The organism is Suipraeoptans intestinalis, assembly GCF_034091795.1.
Lineage (GTDB): Bacteria > Bacillota > Clostridia > Lachnospirales > Lachnospiraceae > Suipraeoptans > Suipraeoptans intestinalis.
Window position 1 is genome coordinate 20,739 of the sequence record NZ_JAXFXH010000016.1, and the last position, 19,581, is coordinate 40,319.

Genomic DNA, 19,581 nt, shown 5'->3' on the forward strand with positions numbered 1-19,581 from the left:
AGTGAGATAACAAGTGATGATGGAAAGGTGTTTTTTCAGTGAAGGAAAGCAATATACTTGAAAGAGAAGTTCTTGATGTGATAGGAGAGAATTATCATTTGATCTTTTCAGCCGAAAGAAAAGTGGCAGATGTGATTCTAAGGGATCCGCAGAAAGCAGTAGACTTTAATGTATCCAATCTTGCAAAAGAAAGTGGGGTCAGCGATGCCACGGTAGTGCGGCTGTGCCATCATTTAGGTTACGCCGGCTATTATCAGTTTCGTATTGCCCTGGCAAGAGACCTGGGAAGAAAGCAATATGAAGATTCCCCCAGAATGGATAAGCATGATGAAATCGATCAGCTGTTTCATGAATACGCGGAAAATATCCGAAATATCGGGAAAGGGCTGGACATCCAGACGATGGCAGCCTGCGTCTATCTGCTTAGAAGCTGTAAAAGAGTCCATATTCTGGCGGTGGGAAACACCTGCCATCTGGCAGAATATACAGGATTTCGCCTGGGGCGGCTGGGGATTCGCAGTACATTTCATACGGCAGCGGAATACTTTATGAACCATGTCAATCTGGCTGAGGAGGGAGATATTCTTTTAGCTATCTCCCAGTCAGGAACATCAAAGCAGGTATTAAAAGGAGTTGAACTGGGAAAAGAAAAGGGGCTGAAGGTGATCGCCGTTACGGCGTATGAAGGCTCCCCCATTGCCGAGCTGGCAGACTATGTGTTGTATTCGGCGGGAAAAGAAGAAAATTTCAACTACTATAAGCGGTATGCGCATCTGAATGAAGTGGCGGTTCTTGACGGATTGCTCAGCTTTGTGATGAATCATGAATTGATTGAGAGCCGTCAGGCAGACCGTCCGGAGATGATCCTTTCCGAATCGAAAGTATAAAATAAAACAGTATCAGGAGGCAATGCTATGAAACGTTCAGAAATTAATCAGGTCATCCGCGACATGGAGAACCTTATCCGGGAAAGAGGGTTTTGCTTACCGCCTTTTGCAAACTGGGAGGCAGAGGACTGGAAGGACAGAGGAAAAGAATTTGATGAGATTCGAGATAACCAGCTTGGCTGGGATATTACAGACTATGGGCTGGGAAGGTTCCATGAAGTAGGGTTTGGCCTTTTGACTATCAGGAATGGAAATACAAAGAATGCGAAGACTTATCCCAAAACCTACGCGGAAAAGCTTTTGATGCTGTACGAGGGACAGTCCTCACCCCTTCACTTTCACGCAGCCAAGATGGAAGATATTATCAACCGCGGAGGGAATGATGTATATATTACGGTTTATAACGGAACACCGAACAAGGAAAAACTGGATACGGATGTGACAGTTCACAGAGACGGAAAGTGTGAGGTGGTTCCGGCAGGAACAAGTATCTGCCTGACACCGGGAGAAAGCATTACGATCACGCCCTTCTTGTTTCACGATTTTAAGGTTCCTAAGGAGGGAGGACCGGTACTTTTAGGAGAAGTTTCCATGTGCAACGATGATGAACGGGACAACTTCTTTTATGAAGAGATCGGCAGATTCCCTCAGATCGAGGAGGACGAGCTGCCTTACCGATTGCTCTGCAATGAGTATCCGAAGGCGGATGCATAAAAATGAGTCGGGTGATGGAGGAATCTGATGCTGCCCGATAGAAATGAGAGAGAAAGGAACGACAGAAGATGCAGGAACTAAGGAACGAACATGTAACCGTGCGCATCCATGAAAAAGGGGCGGAACTTGTTTCTGTACAAAAAGACGGGACAGAATATTTGTGGACGGGAGAAAAAGCCTACTGGGAGGAACACTCGCCGGTGCTGTTTCCCATAGTCGGCAGGCTGTATGAAAGAAAATATCGGTTGCAGGGGCAGGAATATGTGATAGGGCTGCACGGATTTGCCAGGGAAAAAATATTTACCCTCCTAGAAAAAAGCGAGACGCAAGCACTGTTTGAACTGCAGGAAGATGAAGACAGCCTGAAGGAATATCCCTTTCACTTCCGACTAAGGATCCGATACCGGCTGGAGGGCAGCTGTGTAAAGGTATCCTACCAGGTAGAAAACCGGTCAGAGGCTTCCATGTATTTTGGACTGGGAGGACATCCGGGATTTTGCATCCCCATGGAAGAGGGATTGGAGTTTTCGGAATATCATCTGGAATTTTGCCGGCCGTGCAGACCAAAACGGGTTCAGTTTTCGGAAACTTGCCTGGTTACAGGTCAGGCGGAAGAATTTTTACTGAAGGATGGGAGGCGGCTTCCTCTCAGGCACGACCTGTTTGACGAGGATGCCATTGTACTTTCGGACACACCGGGAGAGGTATTTTTGGGAACAGAAAAGGGAACAAAAGGAATCCGCTTCTTTTACGAGGACTTTCCGTATCTGGGAATCTGGCACACGACCAAAGCGGAGGCGCCATTCCTCTGCCTGGAACCCTGGCTGACGCTTCCGGGGAGAGACGGTGTGGTAGAAGACATTGCCGGGAAAGAGGACATGGTGTGCCTGAAAGAAAGAGAGACGCTCCAGAAAAGCTGGAGAATGGAACTGGTATAAAACACTTCTATGCCATGCGGCGCTTTTTGACTGGGGCCTTTTGCCACAGACACGATCTCTCGAAACGAAGCAAGACCTGGATTGCCTTTAGGGTACTCCGGGTCTGTTTTTTAGTTATAGCATGGAAGGATAATCGAAGAAAAGAAACTTTTTTCGCTGTAAAAAATGTGGTTAACTCTCAAAAACTCGTTGTATTTTTTGTGATCACATGCCATATTGTATGTTAGATGTTTATTACTATATCAACGACAGAGGCTTCTGTGAAGTTGACATTGTCATTGCTACAGGCGAGTAGATTCTGCCCGTTGAAATAAAGACATATATTGATACAAGCTACTGACAGGAGGAAGTGACATGGATTCGTTTACAAAGCAGACAACTTGGAGACCGTGGAAGGCGTTTTTACTGGAGGGGATCGTTGTAGGACTGCTGTTTACGGCAGGCGGTTATATGCAGGCAAGATGGGGGATGACGGGACTGGTTCTGACAGAGCTGATGTTTCTTGCGCTTGCAATTGCTGTGGCATGTCTGCACAGGACGCCGCTGAAGGAAGTGTTCCCTATAAAAGTACCAAAGCCTCGGGAATGTATCGGGATATTCATCCTGGCTCCGGCAGGATTAATGTGCTCCATGATCGCCATTGGAGCAGCGCTGGTGCTGTTTCCGGGAGCTATGGATGAAGTGGAGGGGCTGAGCTCCTTTTTGTATTCCAAGCAAAGTCTTTTGTCCATTGTCCTTATAGCGGCCATTCTGCCGGCTGTTTGTGAGGAGGCTATTCAAAGAGGGGCTATCTTGTCCCATCTGCGGTCCATGAAAAAGGACGGGACGATCATTTTGATCATGGGGGTTTTCTTTGGAGTATTTCATTTGAGTGTTGCAAGATTTTTATCCACGGCTCTTTTGGGAGGTTTGTTGACCTGGCTGGTGGTGAAAAAGAACAATCTGACCCTTTCTATGCTGTTGCATTTTCTGAATAATCTGATCAGTGTGACCATCGGATTTTTTGCGGGAAAAGGAGGAGAAGTTGGGGCCGGAGCGGCACAGACGGTTTCTTCTCTTCGCATTCTGGGATCCTACTGTATTCTTGGATGTCTGATGCCGGTGCTGCTGGTGTGGGGAACAGGACTGATCGAACCTCGCTACAAAGGGAAGAAAAGATGGTTGATTGCCATCGGCTGCAGTGTGGGGCTGCTGCTGGCAGGAATTTTGCTTGTGTGAAAATTAGTATTCCGGTATGGAGGCTAATAGTATTCCAGATATCAGGTATTGTTTCATAAGGTATCATTGTTTCGATATAGGAAGGAGATAAATAAAATAGTCTGGATGAAACTGTGGTAAAATAGATCTAAGAAAAAGTTCCAAAGATGTCTGTACCGGGATAAAACATAACAGGGAGGGAGTCGTATGAAGATCATTATGGGAGCAGATCCTTGCGGATTTGCACTGAAGGATGCAATCAAGGAAGTACTGGAGAAAGAGGGGTATGAGATTTTTGACGTGGATCCAAAGGAGCCGATCCTGTTTCAGGATGTAGCGACAGCGGTGGCAGAGGGGGTGCAAACAGGCGCCTATGACAGAGGGATCGCACTTTGCGGGACAGGGATGGGCGTCAGCATTATCTGCAACAAACACAAAGGAGTGTATGCTGCCCTGTGCGAAAGTGTCTATCAGGCAAGAAGAGCAAAAACAGTCAATAATACCAACGTGCTGTGTATGGGCGGTTTCATCGTAGGGCATGAGATGGGGATCGAAATGGCCAAGGCCTGGCTGGAAGCGGAGCATATGGTTGGATTGACGCCGGAGATGGCAAGGATGGTAGAAAAAGAGTATGATAAGCTGGTGGAGTTTGAAGAAAAAGCGTTTGGAGTATCCGGATAGCCAGTAGCCGGAAGAGGAACAGGCACAGTCAAAGGAAGGAATTTCCAGAGACCGGTGCCTTTTTTCTTTGGGGAGACGCAAAAAAATAGGGCACGCGTTTGGGACGATCCGAAGAAAAGAAGATCCTCGAAAAAAGTGGCATACAAGAACCCGGAACAATGGTAAAATTTTCATGAATGCTGCACGGTATCTTCATACCAGCTTCACAGGCGTATGCTAGGATAAAAGCAGATAAGGGAGGGCAATATGGCAAAGATATTATTACTGGAAGATGAGGAGATCATACGGGGAGTACTGGCGGAATACATGTTGCTGTCGGGGCATGAGGTAACGGAAGCCGCAACAGGAAGGGAAGCGCTTGATTATCTGCAGACAGGAGCCTTTGATCTGGCGGTGCTGGATATTATGGTTCCGGGACCCGGAGGAGTGGAGGTTCTCAGACAGATCCGGGCAAAGGAGGAAACAAAGGGGATGGGAGTTATTATGCTGACGGCATTAGACGACATCAAAACGCAGGTGGAGGCTTTCAATGCTTTTGCAGATGATTACATTGTAAAGCCGGCGCCTCCTATTATCTTACTGAAGCGGATCGAGACAATCTTAAGAAGAATGGCCCCCAAGCAGCCGCAGGGTCAAAACGGCTTATATATGGATCCGGAATCTTTTCAGGTCAGTTGTGATGGGGAGCCGATTGTCCTGACGGTCAGTGAATTTTTGGTGCTGAAACTTCTGGCAGATCATCCCATGCGGGTTATGACCAGGGAACAGTTGATATTAGGGGCGTTTCATGAGGATTATGTGGGAAATGACAGGATTATTGACGCCCATATAAAAAATATCCGTAAAAAGCTGCCAAAACCCTATATTAAAACAGTGATAGGAATCGGATATCAGTTTGACAGCAGTCAAACATAAAGGAATTGGAGAGAGGAGGGACGGCAAAATGAAACTGGGGAGAAAGACGTTAATGTACAGTCTGATACTGGGAGTGCTGGTGGCAGTGCTGCTGCTGGTGCATATGGTCATTCTTCTGCCGGCATTGTATGTGGATTATCAGGAAAGCAACAACAGGGAGACGGTGAAAGCCGTCCACATGGCAGCGCTGGAGAACAAAGAGCAGGGAAAGAAAAAACTGAAGGGCCAAAGCGGAACGGTGATCTCTGTTCATATCCCAAAAGACAAGGATGTGATCACCTTTGTCAGTCCGTTTGCCAGCGGAACGGTACGGATCAAAGAAGAAAGGATCAATGCCGTCGTTTCAAGATACAAACGGTATTTACTGGAAGCGGGAAAGGATGAAAAGCTGGCGGAACAGCTACGGGAAAAAATCAAATGGAATAAGAAAACGGAAAAACTCACTATAAAAGATCCGGAATTAAAAAAAGATCTGAAAATGTTTGAAGCTTATGTCAGTCGTATGCAGGCACAGATGGCAGAAGGTACCGGGCTGGAAGCGGATATACAATGGACAACCTATGAAAGCACCGATGGAGACATTGCGTATCAGCAAATAGGAGACAATACGGTCATGCTGGAAATGGGAGTGATGGATATCTCTCAGAAGGAAGAATACAAAACTTACGTCGTATGCAGTGTGAGAAAAGACGGGATCTACATTACGGCCGCTTCCAAAATGATTCCCCGGATCAATGATATTCTTCCGGTGATCCTGCAAAATCTGCCAATGATCATAGCCGTCCTGTTTGTGATAGTGCTGGCAGGCTCCCTGCTGTTTTCCAGAAGGCTGGTAGAGCCGGTTGTCAGGATCCAGCAATATACCGCAGCGGCAAAAGAAGGGACGGAGAGTATCCTTCTGCCTCCGGCGGTAAAAGGAGGGGACGAGCTGGCAGAGCTGGCGGACAATGTCCGGGATCTGTATGAAACAAAACAGCGGCAGTATCAGCGACTGTCTGAGATCAGCCAGCGAAAGGAAGTGTTTTTGCGGGCGTCTTCCCACCGGTTAAAAACGCCCATTGCCGCAACGTTGCTTCTGGTGGAAGGAATGATCCAGAGAGTGGGGCGCTACGCAGATTATGAAACCTATCTGCCTAAGGTCAAGGAACAGCTGCAATCCATGCAGCGTATGATAGAGGATGTGCTTTACATGAATAAGGCGGAGCAGGATCCGATGCCGGTCATGGTCCCGGTTCGGAAGCTGATTGACGGGATGGTGGAAAAAACGGCGCCTCAGCGAAGGGAAAGACGGCTGAGCGTGGAAGTAACAGGAGAAGCGGTCTGGAAAACGGATGAAGATATGCTGGAACATATTTTGGACAACCTGATTGGAAATGCCGTCCAGTATACGGAAGAGGGAGGAAGAATCCGGATCACAGTGTTTCCGGAAGGCTTCCGGATAGAAAATGAACCGGCTCACATAGAAACAGAGCTTCTTTCCATGGTGAAAGAACCGTTTGTATCAGGAAATACAGAAGGAGACGCACATGGGCTGGGATTGTATCTGACAGATTTTTATGCAGGACTGCTGGGGATGGAATGCCGGATTGAAAATACAGAGCAAGGCGTAGCGGTGGTGTTGGAGTACAGGAGGGAGGAAGTAGGATATGCTGGAGTTTAGAAATCTGGAAGTCAGCTATGGAACGAAAAAAGCGCTGTCTATCACAGACAGGATAGAAATTAAAGCGGGAGAGAAACTGGGGCTGATCGGTTCCAACGGAGCGGGGAAGACCACACTGATCCGTGCGGTGCTGAAGCTGGTTCCCTATCGGGGAGAAGTAAGAAGAAAGATTCCGGTGGAGGAGATTGCCGTTCATATGCAGCAAAATGAATACAGCAGCCTGGTATCGGTAAAAGATGTGATGGAAGCGATCCTGGGATGCCGCATCAAAGAACACGAAGTGGCGCAGGAACTGATCCGGTTTTTTGAATTTGAAGAGTGCCTGCGGAAACACTACAAGGCTTTGTCAGGCGGTCAAAAACAAAGACTGACAATGATTCTGGTGATGTGCCAGGAGAGTCCGCTTACCATTTTTGATGAGGTGACATCCGGACTGGACTTTGAGACCAGGACGCGGCTGATGCAACTGCTTCAGAAATGGTACTGCAAGAGAAACACGACGCTTTTGGTCGTATCTCACTATTACGAAGAACTGGAGTCTCTGGTGGATAAGCTTCTGCTTCTGGAACAGGGACAGGTGGTGGACTACGGAACGAAGGAAGAACTGTTCCAAAAGTATTGTGGAAAACGCGCCTTGATTTTTGAACGAAATCCGTTGGCCCAGCAGATCGCACAGGGATACAAAAACCTAAAGACGGCAGAGGACCGGATCGCGGTACGATGTGATGAAGAGGAAGAGGAGAGAAGACTGGCAGAGGCTCTGCGTCAGGCAAACATCGATTATGTGAGAACACACAGGGATATTGAGCTGATGGTAACGAATGCAAAGGCAAACTGGGAGGAGGAACGGAAATGAAAAGAAGAGGCGTGCAGATGATCATTTATGAGTGGAAATGTATAGTGGGAAATATATTTTCTATCCTGTTTGGACTGGTATTTCCGATTTTCATGCTGTTTTTTATGGGGAAGATCACCTTTTCAGACGTTCCGAAGGATATGCTGCCGGAGGTGCAGACGCAGTTGTATATCACCATGGCCATGGTGATTCCCATGGCGATCATGTTTATCGGGTATGCGGCAAATTATTCTCAGGAGCTGGAAATGAAGATCCCTCTGCGGCTGCAGCTGTTTGGACTGAAACCGCAGCAGACTCTGGTGTATCGGTTGGTGGCATATCTTTTATGTATAACCGTCTGCCTGATTTTGTACACGATAGCGGCGGTTGTAGGATTGCAGATCCTGTGGCCGACTCCGGGAAGGGCGGCTGTCAGTATTGCCTGCTTTTACCTATTATCGATCGTGTTTTTGGTCATTTCCCATTCTATCGCTTATGCGATCCAGAAATTCGGACCGGCTTATGGCACCACTATGATCATCTATTTTGCCTTGATGTTCGTTAGCGGGATGATGGGAGCCAGACCGGAACAGCTGCCGCAGGGAGTCACAATGGTGGCGAAGCTGATTCCCACATACCATTTCGGTTACCGTTACATTGATTTCTGGCTGGGAAAATCATATAATGCGGCGCCGCTGGTACAGGCTTTCCTGTTTTCCTCTGCCATTGCCATCCTGTTGTTTCTGGGCAGCGTCAGCTTTCGGAGGAGAAAAGGGCTTGCTTAAAGCCCCGGGATAAGTGTTTTCGGGAGAAGGTGCTGAAAATCTGTCGGGGATTCAACAGAGAAGATAAATTGAAACCGGTATCCTATGTAGAACGCTCCACAAAGAGATCGCCTTTTTACGTACGGGAAATTACTTGACTTTTCAAGAAAAAAGAGGGATAATAAAATTACTTTATTAAAATAATTAACAAAGTAGCGGAGGGCGATAACATGGAAGGGAAAATGAAGGTCGCAGTAATGACAGGGATCGGCCAGATGGCATTTGAGGAGAGAGAGATTCCAAAGCCGGCAGCAAATGAAGTATTGGTCAGGCTGGAGTATGTGGGGATCTGTGGATCTGATCTGCACTATTACGAAACAGGTGCTATAGGAAGCTATGTAGTAGAGCCTCCTTTTGTGCTGGGGCATGAGCCCGGCGGAGTGGTAGTGGAAGTAGGAGAACAGGTGACACACTTGAAGGTAGGAGATAAGGTGGCGCTGGAGCCGGGAAAAACCTGCGGTCACTGTGCGTTCTGCCGGGAAGGGAAGTATAATCTGTGTCCGGACGTGATCTTTTTTGCTACGCCGCCGGTAGACGGAGTGTTCCAGGAATATGTGGCACACGAAGCGGATCTTTGCTTTAAAATCCCGGATTCCATGACGACACTGGAGGCAGCTTTGATCGAGCCTCTGGCGGTAGGATTCCATGCGGCCATTCAGGGAGATGCGCACCTGGGGCAGAAAGCGGTGGTAATGGGAGCCGGCTGTATCGGACTGGTGTCCATGATGGCGCTTCTGGCAAGAGGCGTTTCAGAGGTCTGCGTGGTGGATATCATGGAAAAACGCTTAAATAAAGCCCTGGAACTGGGAGCGACCAAAGTCATCAATGGGGCAAAAGAAAATGTAGAAGAGGCGATCTGCCAGTGGACAGACGGAAAGGGAGCAGACCTGGTGATCGAAACGGCAGGGACGCAGATCACTACCACACAGGCGATCCGTGTTGCCAAAAAGGGGTCTAACCTGGTGCTGGTGGGATACAGCAAGACGGGAGAAATGACACTTCCCATGAGCCTGGTGCTGGACAAAGAGCTGACCTTTAAGACGGTGTTCCGGTATCGGCATATTTATCCCCTGGCCATTGAGGCGGTTGCAAGTGGAAAAGTGAACCTGAAGGGGATCGTGACGGACATTTTCCCGCTGGAGCATGTGCAAAAAGCAATGGATTATAGCGTAAGCAATAAGGCCGATATCGTAAAAGCGGTCATTCAGATTAAGAAATAAGACGAAGAAATAGGAAAAAGTCGCTAGGAAACAACATAGATACAGCCAAAAGTAGACACAAAAAACCTCTGAGGTGCCAGAGAAGAGATCGTAAAAAGAAATCTTCCGGTACGGCAGAGGTTTTTACTTGGTTGATAGGACAACACTTACAAGAGGACTTACAGGACAAAATGTGTTGGGCTATAACTCCAAAACAAAAGCAGGAATACCCGAATAAAGGGAGGAGATAGTAGGAAGAAAGATTTAAACCCGGCCAGATAATGGAAAAGCGGATCCCGAAGGATCCGCACATTGCGTAGTAATAAAGCCTCTATCCGCGAAAGTTTGTCAATGCTTCCACCAGTTCGGGAAATTCCATGCCATGAGAAGCCTTGACCAGCACATTGTCTCCCGGCCGGATGATGTGGGAAAGTTCTGCCAGAAAGTCGGCCTTGGAGGCAAACCAGCGACTGGGAACAGACGGATCGGAGGAAGCGGCTCCTTCCACCAGATCTTTTGCCAGATCGCCGATTCCACAGACAAGATCCAGATTACAGAAGGCGGCGTACTCGCCTACCTCCCGGTGAAGCTGGCGTTCGTTCATCCCCAGTTCTCCCATATTTCCCAGAACGGCGATCTTTCGTCCTTCTGCCAGGCTTAGCACGTCAAGAGCAGCCTTCATAGAAACCGGATTGGCATTGTAGCAGTCGTCCAGTATGATGATAGAGTCAGTCTGGATGATATGATTTCTTCCGGGAATAGAAGGAAGCTGCTCGATCCCGCGGCGGATCTCATCTGCCGTTAAGCCCATCGTGTGTCCGACAGCGGCTCCGGCCAGTGCATTGGAGATCATATGTGATCCCGGCAAAGGAATGACGCAGGAAAAAGAAGTCCCGTCCGGAAGGTGGATGGTACATCTGGTGCCGCGAAGTCCCAAGGGCTCTACCTGGTCAACATAGCAGGCGCAGTTGGGCTGGGTTCCATAGAGGAGAGGAACGGCTCCTTTTGTAGGGGGGACCTGAGCCAGCAGATCATCGTCTCCATTTAAGATGATGCTGCCGCCTTCTTTCAGATCCTGGATCATCTTGGATTTTTCTTCCAGAATCCCTTCCCGGGTCTTGAAAAATTCCAGGTGGGCGACTCCGATATTCGTAAGGACGCAGACGTCGGGCTGTGCAACAGAGGAAAGACGGCGCATCTCGTCGAAATGGTTGACGCCCATCTCCAGAACGGCTACCTGATGGGAGTCATTCATTTCAAACAGGGTAATGGGAAGTCCCCACTCGTTGTTGAAGTTGCCCAAAGTCTTATGCACACAGTATTTCTGAGAGAGGACGGAGGCGATCATTTCCTTTGTGCTGGTCTTTCCTACACTTCCGGTGATTCCCACCACCTTTACCGGAAACAGATCCCGGTAGAACTTGGCAATATCCAAAAGTGCCTGACCTGTGGATTCCACCAGAATATACGGAAAATCTGTCTTTCCCAGGTCCTCGTGGGAAACGACGCAGACGGCACCATTTGCCACGGCTCCGGGAATGAACTGATGCCCATTCAGGCTTTCGCCGTTGATGGCTACAAACAGATCGCCGGATTCTACCTTCCGGCTGTCGATCACGACCTGTCCCACTTCTGTATCCAACAGGGAATCCGGACCGTGGTAGGCTCCCTTACAGGCAGCCGTAATCGCTCTTAATGTCAGATGCTTCATTGTTTCATCCTCCTTTTATTCAGGTGAGGAGTAGCGTGCCGCGATGGACTCCTCAATGATTTTTTCGCACAGGTCTCCATACTCCAGGCCGGCGGCTTTTGCCGCCTTCGGCATCAGGCTGGCAGGCGTCATTCCGGGGAGACCGTTCATTTCCAGACAGTAAAACTTTCCATCGGATTCATCTACGATGAAGTCTGCGCGGGCATAGACGTCCAGGCGCAGGGAAAGGAATGCTTTTTCCGCAGCTTTTCGCATCTTCTTCTGGGTTTTGCTGTCCAGAGAAACAGGGGGACAAAGCTCGGCTGCTCCGCCCTGCTGATATTTGTTGGCATAGTTGAAGATCCCGTCCTTGGGAATGATCTCTACAATGGGAAGCGCTTTTCCAGCGATGATGCTGCAGGCATATTCCCTTCCCTTGATGTAGGGCTCGATCACCACCTCCTCCTGTCCGTCCACATAGAAGGACTGATGGATGGCGCTACGGTATTCTTCTTCCGTGTGAACGATATAAACGCCGATGCTGGAGCCGCCGCTGCAGGGCTTGATGACCAAAGGAAGATAGTAGCCCAGCTCTTCCAGGGGAAGATCCTTGGTAGAAGCGGTCAAAGAGGTACCTCTTGGGGTAGGAACGCGTGACATTTTAAATACCTGCTTTGCCACCAGCTTATTCATGGATAAGGCGCAGCCCAGAGAATTGGGACCGGTATATCGGATCCCAAGAAGATCGAAAGTGGCCTGGATCTTTCCGTTTTCTCCGTCCGAGCCATGGAGAGCGATAAATGTGATATCTGCCATCCGGCAAAGCTCTGTCACATTGGGGCCCAGGTAGCAGGAAGAATCGTCCTGCCTGGCTGTCCGCAGCGCTTTCAGATCCGGAGCGGTCGTCTGGATGCCCTTGGCGATGGACAGACCATGGTCAGGGAGAGAAAAGACCTCATCCAACCTGGCGGAATCATAAGGAAGGCCAAAAAACACGTCCAGCAGGAATGCCTGATGGCCTTTTTCCAGCAGAGTCCGGCAGATGCCGGCGCCGGATATCAGTGAAACGTCACGTTCGGGACTTAATCCTCCCGCAAGTACAATAATTTTCATGTTATAAAATCCTTTCATCTTTCGGGGGCAGACATCTGATCATCAGAGGCTGCCGGGATGTGGCCGTTTCCCGGATCAACGGGAGGAATGGATCTGGTCCAGCAGGGTTTTTCGCACCTCATACAAACGGGGAGACAGATCTACATAAACCCGGTGGGGGTAGAAAAGACGCTTGGTCTCATCCCACAAAGTGTCCTTTTCCTGTTTGCAGTAGTCGGCGATCTCTTTCACGGTAGGGGAGGTATACACACATTCCCCGTGGCGGAATACCGGAACCAGAAGTTCCCGGATGGTGTAGGTGCCGCCGGGCAAAAGGGTCTTCTTCCAGGTTTCTACCGGATCAAACAGCAGCAGATCCTCAGAGGGATCAAAAACCTCATCTGCAAAAGCGATCAGATCCGCTTTGACCTTCTGGGAAGCCTTGTCGTAGATGCGGAAGATCGTCTTATTTCCCGGATTGGTGATCTTTTCTGAATTTTCAGAGATCTTGATCTTGGGAAGAAAAACGCCTTCGGCATCCTGGATGGCCGCCAGTTTATAGACGCCGCCGAAAGAGGGGCAGTCCTTGGAGGTGATGAGATTAGTGCCCACTCCCCAGGAATCAATGGCTGCTCCCTGCATTTTCAGATCGTGGAGCAGGTATTCATCCAGATCGTTGGAGGCACAGATGGTGGCATCCGAAAATCCGGCCTCGTCCAGCATCTGTCTGGCCTTCTTGGACAGGTAGGCAAGGTCGCCGCTGTCCAGGCGGATGCCGTATCGCTTCAGAGGCTTGCCTTCCTCTTTCATTTTGTGGAAGACCCGAATGGCATTTGGAACGCCGGACTTCAGTGTGTCATAGGTGTCCACCAGAAGCGTGCAGTTATCCGGATACATATCCGCATACGTTTTAAACGCCGTGTATTCATCGGGGAAGCTCATGATCCAACTGTGAGCATGGGTTCCCATGACCGGCACGTCAAACAACTGACCCGCCAGGACGTTGGAAGTGCCGACACATCCGCCGATCATGGCGGCTCTGGCTCCATACAGACCGGCATCGGGTCCCTGCGCTCTTCGCAGTCCGAATTCCATGATGCCGTCTCCATTCGCCGCAAACACGATGCGGGAGGTTTTGGTGGCGATCAGGGATTGATGGTTCAGAATGTTCAGGATAGCAGTCTCCACCAGTTGTGCTTCCATGATGGGAGCAATTACCTTTAAAAGAGGCTCCCGGGGAAAGACTACGGTGCCTTCCGGTATGGCGTAGATGTCTCCGCTGAAATGAAATCCGCTCAGATAGTGGAGAAAATCGTCAGAGAACAGGCCGAGACTGCGAAGATAGTCCACATCCTCGTAGGTGAAGTGGAGGTTCTTGATGTAGTCGATGATCTGATCCAGTCCGGCGCAGACGGAATATCCGTTGTTGCAGGGATTGCTTCGGAAAAACACATCAAAAATAACGGTTTCTGTCTGACCATGTACGTAATACCCCTGCATCATGGTCAATTCATACAGATCCGTCAGTAATGTCAATTTTGGTCGATTCATAGGTCGTCTCCTTTTCAGATTCCGTACACAATAAAACTTTGCCTTATTATAGCACCAAAGACTCAAAAGGGAAAGGAAAACAAAAGCTTAACAAAGTGACCCGCTTCAAGAGGGGCATCATATCTCACAAAGTCTTTGAAAAGACTTATTTTGCGAAGCTGCCGTTTTTGATCAGGGTTTCCTGAATCAAAGCCTGGCAGGAAGCGCTGATGTTTTTTCTTTCCTCCGGGGTCAGACGATCCAGGTAGATGGGATCTCCGTATTCCAGTACCACGGATGTAGGGCGGATCTTTGGGAATTGCTGTTCAAAGATGGCGGCGGTATGGTTCAGTGTGACCGGGACGATGGGACAGCCGGATTTTTCCGCGATCTTGAAAGAACCGCTGTGGAAGGGCAGCAGGCTTCCTTCCTCCTGCCGGTTGCGGGTTCCTTCCGGAAAAATGAAAATAGAAATTCCCTGCTTTACCTGTTCGATGGCGGTCAGGATGGTCTTTAGCCCTTCGCGGGGATTGTCACGGTCTAGGAACAGACAATACAGCCGCTTCATCCAGGTGCGCAAAAGAGGATAGCGCAGCATTTCTTTTTTTGCGACAAATCCGGTCAGTCTCCGACATCTGGAGTAGGTCAGGAGGATGTCAAAGTAGCTGCGGTGATTCCCCACAAAAAGAGCTGCTTCCTCCGGGATCCGATCTTCTCCGATGACGGTGACGGAAACCCCGGATAAAAACAGGAAAAAGCGGAAGGCATACTGGACCATGCGGAGACTGATGTAATCGGCGGCCTTCGGATTTATTTTTTTCAGAAGCCACAGAAGTCCCAGTACGGGGATCCCCAGTACCAGATAGGCGATTAAAAACAGTGCAACAAAACAAAATCGAATCATATACTTGTCCTTTCCTTTTGCAGGCAGCCTGCATCTTGGGATTTTTCATTTCTGGATATTTGAAAAAGACGTGTTTGACGCCTTCCTCCAAACATTTTTATATACCTACTTAATATACCATAGATCAGAGAAAGTTGGGCAGAATTCTTTTATTGCTTTTTTGGAGGAATAAAGGTACACTGTATACAAGATACAATCAGGAGGTGTCTCATGGATCAGATAGAATTAAAGGCACTGGGGAAAGTGAATCTGGGGCTGGATGTGTTGGGCAGGAGAGACAATGGCTACCATGATGTGCGCATGGTCATGCAGTCTGTTTATCTCTACGACGATATCTGCATCAAGAAAAAGAAGGAGCAGGGGATCGAGCTGACCACCAATCTGTTCTTTTTGCCTGCAAATGAAAAGAATCTGGCATACCGCGCCGCAAGGCTTCTCTTGGAAGAATTTCAGATAGATACCGGAATCCGCATGCACATTGAAAAACGGATCCCGGTGGCAGGCGGGATGGCAGGCGGAAGCACCGACGCCGCATCTGTTTTGTTTGGGATCAATCGTCTGTTTCAGCTGGGGTTGTCCCAGAAAGAATTGATGAAGCGGGGAGAGACGCTGGGAGCAGATGTTCCCTACTGCATTTTGCGGGGAACGGCTCTGGCAGAGGGAATCGGAGAAAAACTGACGCCGCTTCCGGATCTGCCCAAATGTATCATGGTCATTGCAAAGCCGCCTGTCAGCGTGTCAACGGCGAAGGTGTATGAGAAGCTGGATGGGACGCCCATCAAGGAACACCCTCCCATTGACGGGATTCTGGAGGGACTGCAGGCAGGATCTTTGGAGACTGTGGTGAAAAACATGGGAAATGTACTGGAATCTGTAACGGTGAAGGAATATCCGGTGATCGCCGACATCAAGGAAAGTATGATACAAAATGGCGCGGTGAACGCTATGATGAGCGGCAGCGGACCTACCGTGTTCGGGATTTTTGAAAATAGAAGGCAGGCAGCATCGGCGGCAAAAAGACTTTGGGAACAGCGTCTGGCGAAGCAGATCTACGTGACCAACGTCCATCGGCCGGGAAGGAGATAGAGATGGAAGCAAATTTTCAAGTGACGATGAATGAATATTTACCCTTAAGAGATGTGGTGTTCCATACCCTGCGGCAGGCGATCCTGAAAGGAGAACTGAAGCCGGGAGAGAGGCTGATGGAAGTCAAGCTGGCAAACAAGCTGGGCGTCAGCCGGACGCCTATCCGCGAAGCGATCCGTAAGCTGGAGCTGGAAGGTCTGGTACTAATGATCCCCAGAAAAGGGGCAGAGGTGGCAGAGATCACGGAAAAAAGCTTAAGAGATGTGCTGGAAGTAAGAAAGGCGCTGGAAGAACTGGCGGTACAGCTGGCCTGCGATAAGATCACGGAGGAAGAGATACAGCAGCTGCGGGAGGCGGCCAGGGAGTTTCAAAAAAGCCTGCAGAGCGGAGACATTACCAGAGTGGCGGAAGCAGACGTGCAATTTCATGATATTTTATATATGGCTACGGACAATCAGAAGCTGGTGCAGCTGCTGAACAACCTGCGGGAGCAAATGTACCGGTATCGGGTGGAATATCTGAAAAATGACGAGGCTTATCCGGTGCTGACAAGGGAGCACGAAGACATTATCCGCCATATCAGCAGGAGAGATAAGGAAAAAGCTACGGAAGTGATGTGCCGCCACATTGACAATCAGGTGGAAACTGTCATTGATGCGATCCGTACCAAGCAAAACTAACAGGGAGAAAATGTATGACAGAATTTTTAGTGAGGCACCTGATCAAAGATTATGAGCAGACCGATCAGGTATCCGTCCGCACCGCCTATGGCGTACTGACCAGTACGGCAGGCGTGATCTGCAACTTTCTTCTGTTCCTTCTGAAGGCGGGGGTAGGGCTGGTATTAGGGAGCGTATCCGTATTGGCGGATGCCTTTAACAACCTGTCAGATGCAGGAGCCTCTGTGATAGGGCTGGTGGGAATGCGGATGGCAAGCAAGCCGGCAGACAAGGATCATCCCTTCGGACATGGCAGGATCGAGTATATCGCGGCTCTGATCGTAGCGTTTCTGGTCATGCAGGTGGGATTTCTGTTCCTGAAGGAATCTATCACAAAGATACGGCACCCAGAGGCATTAAAATTTCAGACAGGATCCGTGGTCATTTTGTTGATCTCTATAGGGGTGAAGCTTTGGCTGGGAGGATTTAACCGGAAGCTGGGAAAAAGGATCGGCTCCAAGGTGATGCAAGCTACGGCAACGGATGCCTTTGGAGACGTTCTGATCACGACGGTAACGGTCGTCTCTGTCCTCTTTTTCCGGTTCACAGGCTGGAATGTGGACGGGTATGTGGGAGTAGGGGTATCGTTTTTTGTCATGTGGGCAGGGATTGGGATCGCGAGAGAAACCATTGAGCCGTTGATCGGAGAGCCGGTGGATCCGCAGGAATATAAAAGGATCACCACCTTCGTGGAAGGCTATCCGGGGATCCTGGGAAGCCATGACCTGATCGTACATCACTACGGGCCGGGCAGGAACATGGCGTCGATCCATGCAGAGGTGCCAAACCATGTGGGGATCGAAGAATCCCATGAGATCATTGACCGAATCGAAAGAGATGCGATCAAAAAGCTGGGGGTCTTTCTGGTGATTCACATGGATCCGATAGAAACCCAGAATGTTCGTGTGCTGGAGGCAAAAAGGAAAGTAGAAGAAGTGCTGGACGCCGTCGATCCGGGCGTCGCCATTCATGATTTTCGGATGGTGGATGGAAAAGAGCAGGCAAACCTGATCTTTGACATGGTGGTACCCTATGAGTATGACGGAAAAAAACAGGAGCAGCTGAAACGTGCTGTGATCAAGCTTCTTAGGATGGCGGATCCCAGGTATCAGTGCGTGATCACAGTGGAGAAAAGCTTTGTGGCGGCAGAGGAACCGCAGAAAAAGGAAGATGTGGATCAAAAGGATGACCGGTAGAGAAGGCCGACAGGCGTGGGAACAGGCAAGAGATCGGCAAGGCTGCCGGGCAGAGCGACAAAGGCCTGGAACAGACAGAAGAGAGCGGTGAAAGAGAAAGCTGCCGGGCCGGAAAGTTCAGAACAGGAAAGAGGAAGATATGGAAGAGAAAAATCTAAAATTAGAAGGCTATCTGGGGCAGGTGCAAAAGCTGGCGGTGGTAAAGCAGGTGGATTTTGGAGTTTATCTGGGAAGTGAGGCGGAAAAGGTACTGTTGCCCAAAAAGCAGGTGCCGGAGCCGGTGGAAAAAGGACAGGAGTTGGAAGTGTTTTTATACAGAGATTCTATGGACCGGCTGATCGCAACCACACAGCTGCCAAAGATCACGTTGGGAAAGCTGGCGCTTCTGACGGTGAAAGAAGTGGGGAAAATAGGCGCTTTTTTGGATTGGGGACTGGAAAAAGATCTGCTTCTTCCCTTCCGGGAACAAACGGGAAAAGTCAGGGAAGGGCAGGAGGTTTTGGTATCCTTGTATGTGGACAAGACCAAGCGATTGTGCGCGACGATGAAGATCTATGAACACCTGCGGACAGACTCCCCCTATGAGAAGGATGCCCAGGTAGAAGGGCGGGTGTACGAGATCAGCGACAATTTCGGAGTGTTTGTGGCAGTGGACGATCAATATTCCGGGCGGATCCCCAAGCAGGAAGCGCTGGGAACCTTCGCAGTGGGAGACAGGATACAGGCCAGGGTGTCCCGGGTAAAGGAGGATGGAAAGCTGGATCTGAGCATCCGGAAAAAAGCATTTTTGCAGATGGAGGACGATGGAAAGCTTTTGCTGGAAAAGCTGAAAGAAAGAGGAGGAAGCCTTCCGTTTACCGATAAGGCAGATCCCGATCGGATCCGACGGGAAACAGGGCTGAGCAAAAACGGGTTTAAGCGTGCGGTGGGCCGCCTGATGAAAGAAAAACAGGTGAAGATCCTGGAGCACTCCATCGTACTGGAAAAGGAATCATAATTGTACTTTCCCGGATTCCAAAGCAAGGCTGTCGGGAATTGGGGAAAACAGTAGCAAAAACCGGCAACATAGAGTATAATGAAAGTCACAGGATGCAACCCGGCTTCCGAGAGGAAGGCCCCGGCTGCAGAAAAGGTTTTGGAGGTAGCAGGCACGGAGGCTGCCGGGCAGGACAGAAGATATTTTAAGAGAAAGAAAAGGAGAAAACAGAGCATGAAAGTACAGAACATTACAGATATTGAAGGATTTTTTAAAGTGGTAGACAGCTGTAAAGGAAAGGTAGAGCTGGTAACCGGCGAAGGCGACCGTCTGAACCTGAAATCCAAGCTGTCACAGTTTGTATCCATGGCAAATATTTTTTCTAACGGAGAGATCCCGGAGCTGGAGATCGTGGCTCACGAGCCGGAAGATATTGATAAGCTGGTCAGCTTCATGATCAACGGCTAGGGAAGCGGATTAGAGGCGAGTAGGGGAAGCTGCCCGCGCCCAAAGGCTCAGACACGAAAAACGGTGTACA

Annotated in this window: 19 protein-coding genes; 15 read left to right on the top strand and 4 right to left on the bottom strand. The window is 49.4% G+C overall.

Going from position 1 to position 19,581, the window contains the following annotated elements:
- Positions 1–38: 38 nt before the first annotated feature.
- From SOW26_RS05380 to SOW26_RS05425, 10 genes are all read left to right on the top strand, one after another.
- Positions 39–887 (top strand): MurR/RpiR family transcriptional regulator, encoded by an 849-nt coding sequence (locus tag SOW26_RS05380; RefSeq protein WP_276959999.1) that lies wholly within the window; start codon positions 39–41, stop codon positions 885–887.
- A gap of 27 nt (positions 888–914) precedes the next feature.
- Complete coding sequence (locus SOW26_RS05385; protein ID WP_320652021.1) at positions 915–1,601, top strand: D-lyxose/D-mannose family sugar isomerase; 687 nt, start codon at positions 915–917, stop codon at positions 1,599–1,601.
- Positions 1,602–1,669: 68 nt separating this feature from the next.
- On the top strand, positions 1,670–2,539 hold the full coding sequence (locus SOW26_RS05390; RefSeq protein WP_320652022.1) for an aldose 1-epimerase family protein: 870 nt from the start codon (positions 1,670–1,672) through the stop codon (positions 2,537–2,539).
- Between the two features lie 354 nt (positions 2,540–2,893).
- Complete coding sequence (locus SOW26_RS05395; RefSeq protein WP_276958498.1) at positions 2,894–3,757, top strand: CPBP family intramembrane glutamic endopeptidase; 864 nt, start codon at positions 2,894–2,896, stop codon at positions 3,755–3,757.
- Between the two features lie 186 nt (positions 3,758–3,943).
- Complete coding sequence (locus tag SOW26_RS05400; protein ID WP_235899374.1) at positions 3,944–4,417, top strand: RpiB/LacA/LacB family sugar-phosphate isomerase; 474 nt, start codon at positions 3,944–3,946, stop codon at positions 4,415–4,417.
- A gap of 246 nt (positions 4,418–4,663) precedes the next feature.
- Positions 4,664–5,332 (top strand): response regulator transcription factor, encoded by a 669-nt coding sequence (locus tag SOW26_RS05405; RefSeq protein WP_276958499.1) that lies wholly within the window; start codon positions 4,664–4,666, stop codon positions 5,330–5,332.
- A 28-nt stretch (positions 5,333–5,360) separates the two neighbouring features.
- Positions 5,361–6,992 carry a sensor histidine kinase gene (locus SOW26_RS05410; protein ID WP_320652023.1) on the top strand — a complete coding sequence of 544 codons (1,632 nt, stop codon included), beginning with the start codon at positions 5,361–5,363 and terminating at the stop codon, positions 6,990–6,992.
- On the top strand, positions 6,979–7,848 hold the full coding sequence (locus tag SOW26_RS05415; protein ID WP_320652024.1) for an ABC transporter ATP-binding protein: 870 nt from the start codon (positions 6,979–6,981) through the stop codon (positions 7,846–7,848). The genes SOW26_RS05410 and SOW26_RS05415 overlap by 14 nt, the downstream gene beginning before the upstream one ends.
- Positions 7,845–8,612: an ABC transporter permease gene (locus SOW26_RS05420; RefSeq protein WP_320652025.1), complete on the top strand. Its 768-nt coding sequence runs from the start codon at positions 7,845–7,847 to the stop codon at positions 8,610–8,612. Before SOW26_RS05415 ends, SOW26_RS05420 begins: the two co-directional genes overlap by 4 nt.
- A 209-nt stretch (positions 8,613–8,821) precedes the next feature.
- Entirely contained in the window at positions 8,822–9,871 is a 1,050-nt protein-coding gene (locus SOW26_RS05425) for an NAD(P)-dependent alcohol dehydrogenase (RefSeq protein WP_154477630.1), read from the top strand.
- A 310-nt stretch (positions 9,872–10,181) separates the two neighbouring features.
- Here SOW26_RS05425 and SOW26_RS05430 read toward each other — a convergent pair whose 3' ends face one another.
- The 4 genes from SOW26_RS05430 to SOW26_RS05445 all read right to left on the bottom strand — a co-directional run bounded on the left by SOW26_RS05430 (position 10,182) and on the right by SOW26_RS05445 (position 15,066).
- Positions 10,182–11,561: a UDP-N-acetylmuramoyl-tripeptide--D-alanyl-D-alanine ligase gene (locus SOW26_RS05430; protein WP_320652026.1), complete on the bottom strand. Its 1,380-nt coding sequence runs from the start codon at positions 11,559–11,561 to the stop codon at positions 10,182–10,184.
- Between the two features lie 15 nt (positions 11,562–11,576).
- On the bottom strand, positions 11,577–12,653 hold the full coding sequence (locus tag SOW26_RS05435; RefSeq protein ID WP_276959172.1) for a D-alanine--D-alanine ligase family protein: 1,077 nt from the start codon (positions 12,651–12,653) through the stop codon (positions 11,577–11,579).
- A 75-nt stretch (positions 12,654–12,728) separates the two neighbouring features.
- Complete coding sequence (locus tag SOW26_RS05440; RefSeq protein ID WP_154477636.1) at positions 12,729–14,183, bottom strand: nicotinate phosphoribosyltransferase; 1,455 nt, start codon at positions 14,181–14,183, stop codon at positions 12,729–12,731.
- A gap of 145 nt (positions 14,184–14,328) precedes the next feature.
- A complete protein-coding gene (locus SOW26_RS05445) occupies positions 14,329–15,066 on the bottom strand; it encodes a lysophospholipid acyltransferase family protein (protein ID WP_320652027.1) in 738 nt (245 codons plus the stop codon).
- Positions 15,067–15,276: 210 nt separating this feature from the next.
- Between SOW26_RS05445 and ispE the strand changes: the two genes are divergently transcribed.
- The 5 genes from ispE (at position 15,277) to SOW26_RS05470 (ending at position 19,511) form a co-directional block, all read left to right on the top strand.
- The gene (ispE, locus tag SOW26_RS05450) at positions 15,277–16,152 is read left to right on the top strand and encodes a 4-(cytidine 5'-diphospho)-2-C-methyl-D-erythritol kinase (protein WP_154477640.1); all 876 of its coding nucleotides are present in this window, start codon (positions 15,277–15,279) and stop codon (positions 16,150–16,152) included.
- 2 nt (positions 16,153–16,154) lie between these two features.
- On the top strand, positions 16,155–16,832 hold the full coding sequence (locus SOW26_RS05455) for a GntR family transcriptional regulator (protein WP_154477642.1): 678 nt from the start codon (positions 16,155–16,157) through the stop codon (positions 16,830–16,832).
- A 14-nt stretch (positions 16,833–16,846) separates the two neighbouring features.
- Positions 16,847–18,067 carry a cation diffusion facilitator family transporter gene (locus SOW26_RS05460; RefSeq protein WP_276959176.1) on the top strand — a complete coding sequence of 407 codons (1,221 nt, stop codon included), beginning with the start codon at positions 16,847–16,849 and terminating at the stop codon, positions 18,065–18,067.
- 139 nt (positions 18,068–18,206) lie between these two features.
- Positions 18,207–19,064 carry a CvfB family protein gene (locus SOW26_RS05465; protein ID WP_276959178.1) on the top strand — a complete coding sequence of 286 codons (858 nt, stop codon included), beginning with the start codon at positions 18,207–18,209 and terminating at the stop codon, positions 19,062–19,064.
- A 213-nt stretch (positions 19,065–19,277) separates the two neighbouring features.
- On the top strand, positions 19,278–19,511 hold the full coding sequence (locus tag SOW26_RS05470; protein ID WP_154477648.1) for a polya polymerase: 234 nt from the start codon (positions 19,278–19,280) through the stop codon (positions 19,509–19,511).
- Positions 19,512–19,581: the final 70 nt, after the last annotated feature.

Bases quoted from the DNA above. Each gene is read 5' to 3' on its own strand.
- SOW26_RS05385 (WP_320652021.1), top strand. From the start codon at position 915: ATGAAACGTTCAGAAATTAATCAGGTCATCCGCGACATGGAGAACCTT.
- SOW26_RS05390 (WP_320652022.1), top strand. From the start codon at position 1,670: ATGCAGGAACTAAGGAACGAACATGTAACCGTGCGCATCCATGAAAAA.
- SOW26_RS05395 (WP_276958498.1), top strand. From the start codon at position 2,894: ATGGATTCGTTTACAAAGCAGACAACTTGGAGACCGTGGAAGGCGTTT.
- SOW26_RS05400 (WP_235899374.1), top strand. From the start codon at position 3,944: ATGAAGATCATTATGGGAGCAGATCCTTGCGGATTTGCACTGAAGGAT.
- SOW26_RS05405 (WP_276958499.1), top strand. From the start codon at position 4,664: ATGGCAAAGATATTATTACTGGAAGATGAGGAGATCATACGGGGAGTA.
- SOW26_RS05410 (WP_320652023.1), top strand. From the start codon at position 5,361: ATGAAACTGGGGAGAAAGACGTTAATGTACAGTCTGATACTGGGAGTG.
- SOW26_RS05415 (WP_320652024.1), top strand. From the start codon at position 6,979: ATGCTGGAGTTTAGAAATCTGGAAGTCAGCTATGGAACGAAAAAAGCG.
- SOW26_RS05420 (WP_320652025.1), top strand. From the start codon at position 7,845: ATGAAAAGAAGAGGCGTGCAGATGATCATTTATGAGTGGAAATGTATA.
- SOW26_RS05425 (WP_154477630.1), top strand. From the start codon at position 8,822: ATGGAAGGGAAAATGAAGGTCGCAGTAATGACAGGGATCGGCCAGATG.
- SOW26_RS05430 (WP_320652026.1), bottom strand. From the start codon at position 11,561: ATGAAGCATCTGACATTAAGAGCGATTACGGCTGCCTGTAAGGGAGCC.
- SOW26_RS05435 (WP_276959172.1), bottom strand. From the start codon at position 12,653: ATGAAAATTATTGTACTTGCGGGAGGATTAAGTCCCGAACGTGACGTT.
- SOW26_RS05440 (WP_154477636.1), bottom strand. From the start codon at position 14,183: ATGAATCGACCAAAATTGACATTACTGACGGATCTGTATGAATTGACC.
- SOW26_RS05445 (WP_320652027.1), bottom strand. From the start codon at position 15,066: ATGATTCGATTTTGTTTTGTTGCACTGTTTTTAATCGCCTATCTGGTA.
- ispE (WP_154477640.1), top strand. From the start codon at position 15,277: ATGGATCAGATAGAATTAAAGGCACTGGGGAAAGTGAATCTGGGGCTG.
- SOW26_RS05455 (WP_154477642.1), top strand. From the start codon at position 16,155: ATGGAAGCAAATTTTCAAGTGACGATGAATGAATATTTACCCTTAAGA.
- SOW26_RS05460 (WP_276959176.1), top strand. From the start codon at position 16,847: ATGACAGAATTTTTAGTGAGGCACCTGATCAAAGATTATGAGCAGACC.
- SOW26_RS05465 (WP_276959178.1), top strand. From the start codon at position 18,207: ATGGAAGAGAAAAATCTAAAATTAGAAGGCTATCTGGGGCAGGTGCAA.
- SOW26_RS05470 (WP_154477648.1), top strand. From the start codon at position 19,278: ATGAAAGTACAGAACATTACAGATATTGAAGGATTTTTTAAAGTGGTA.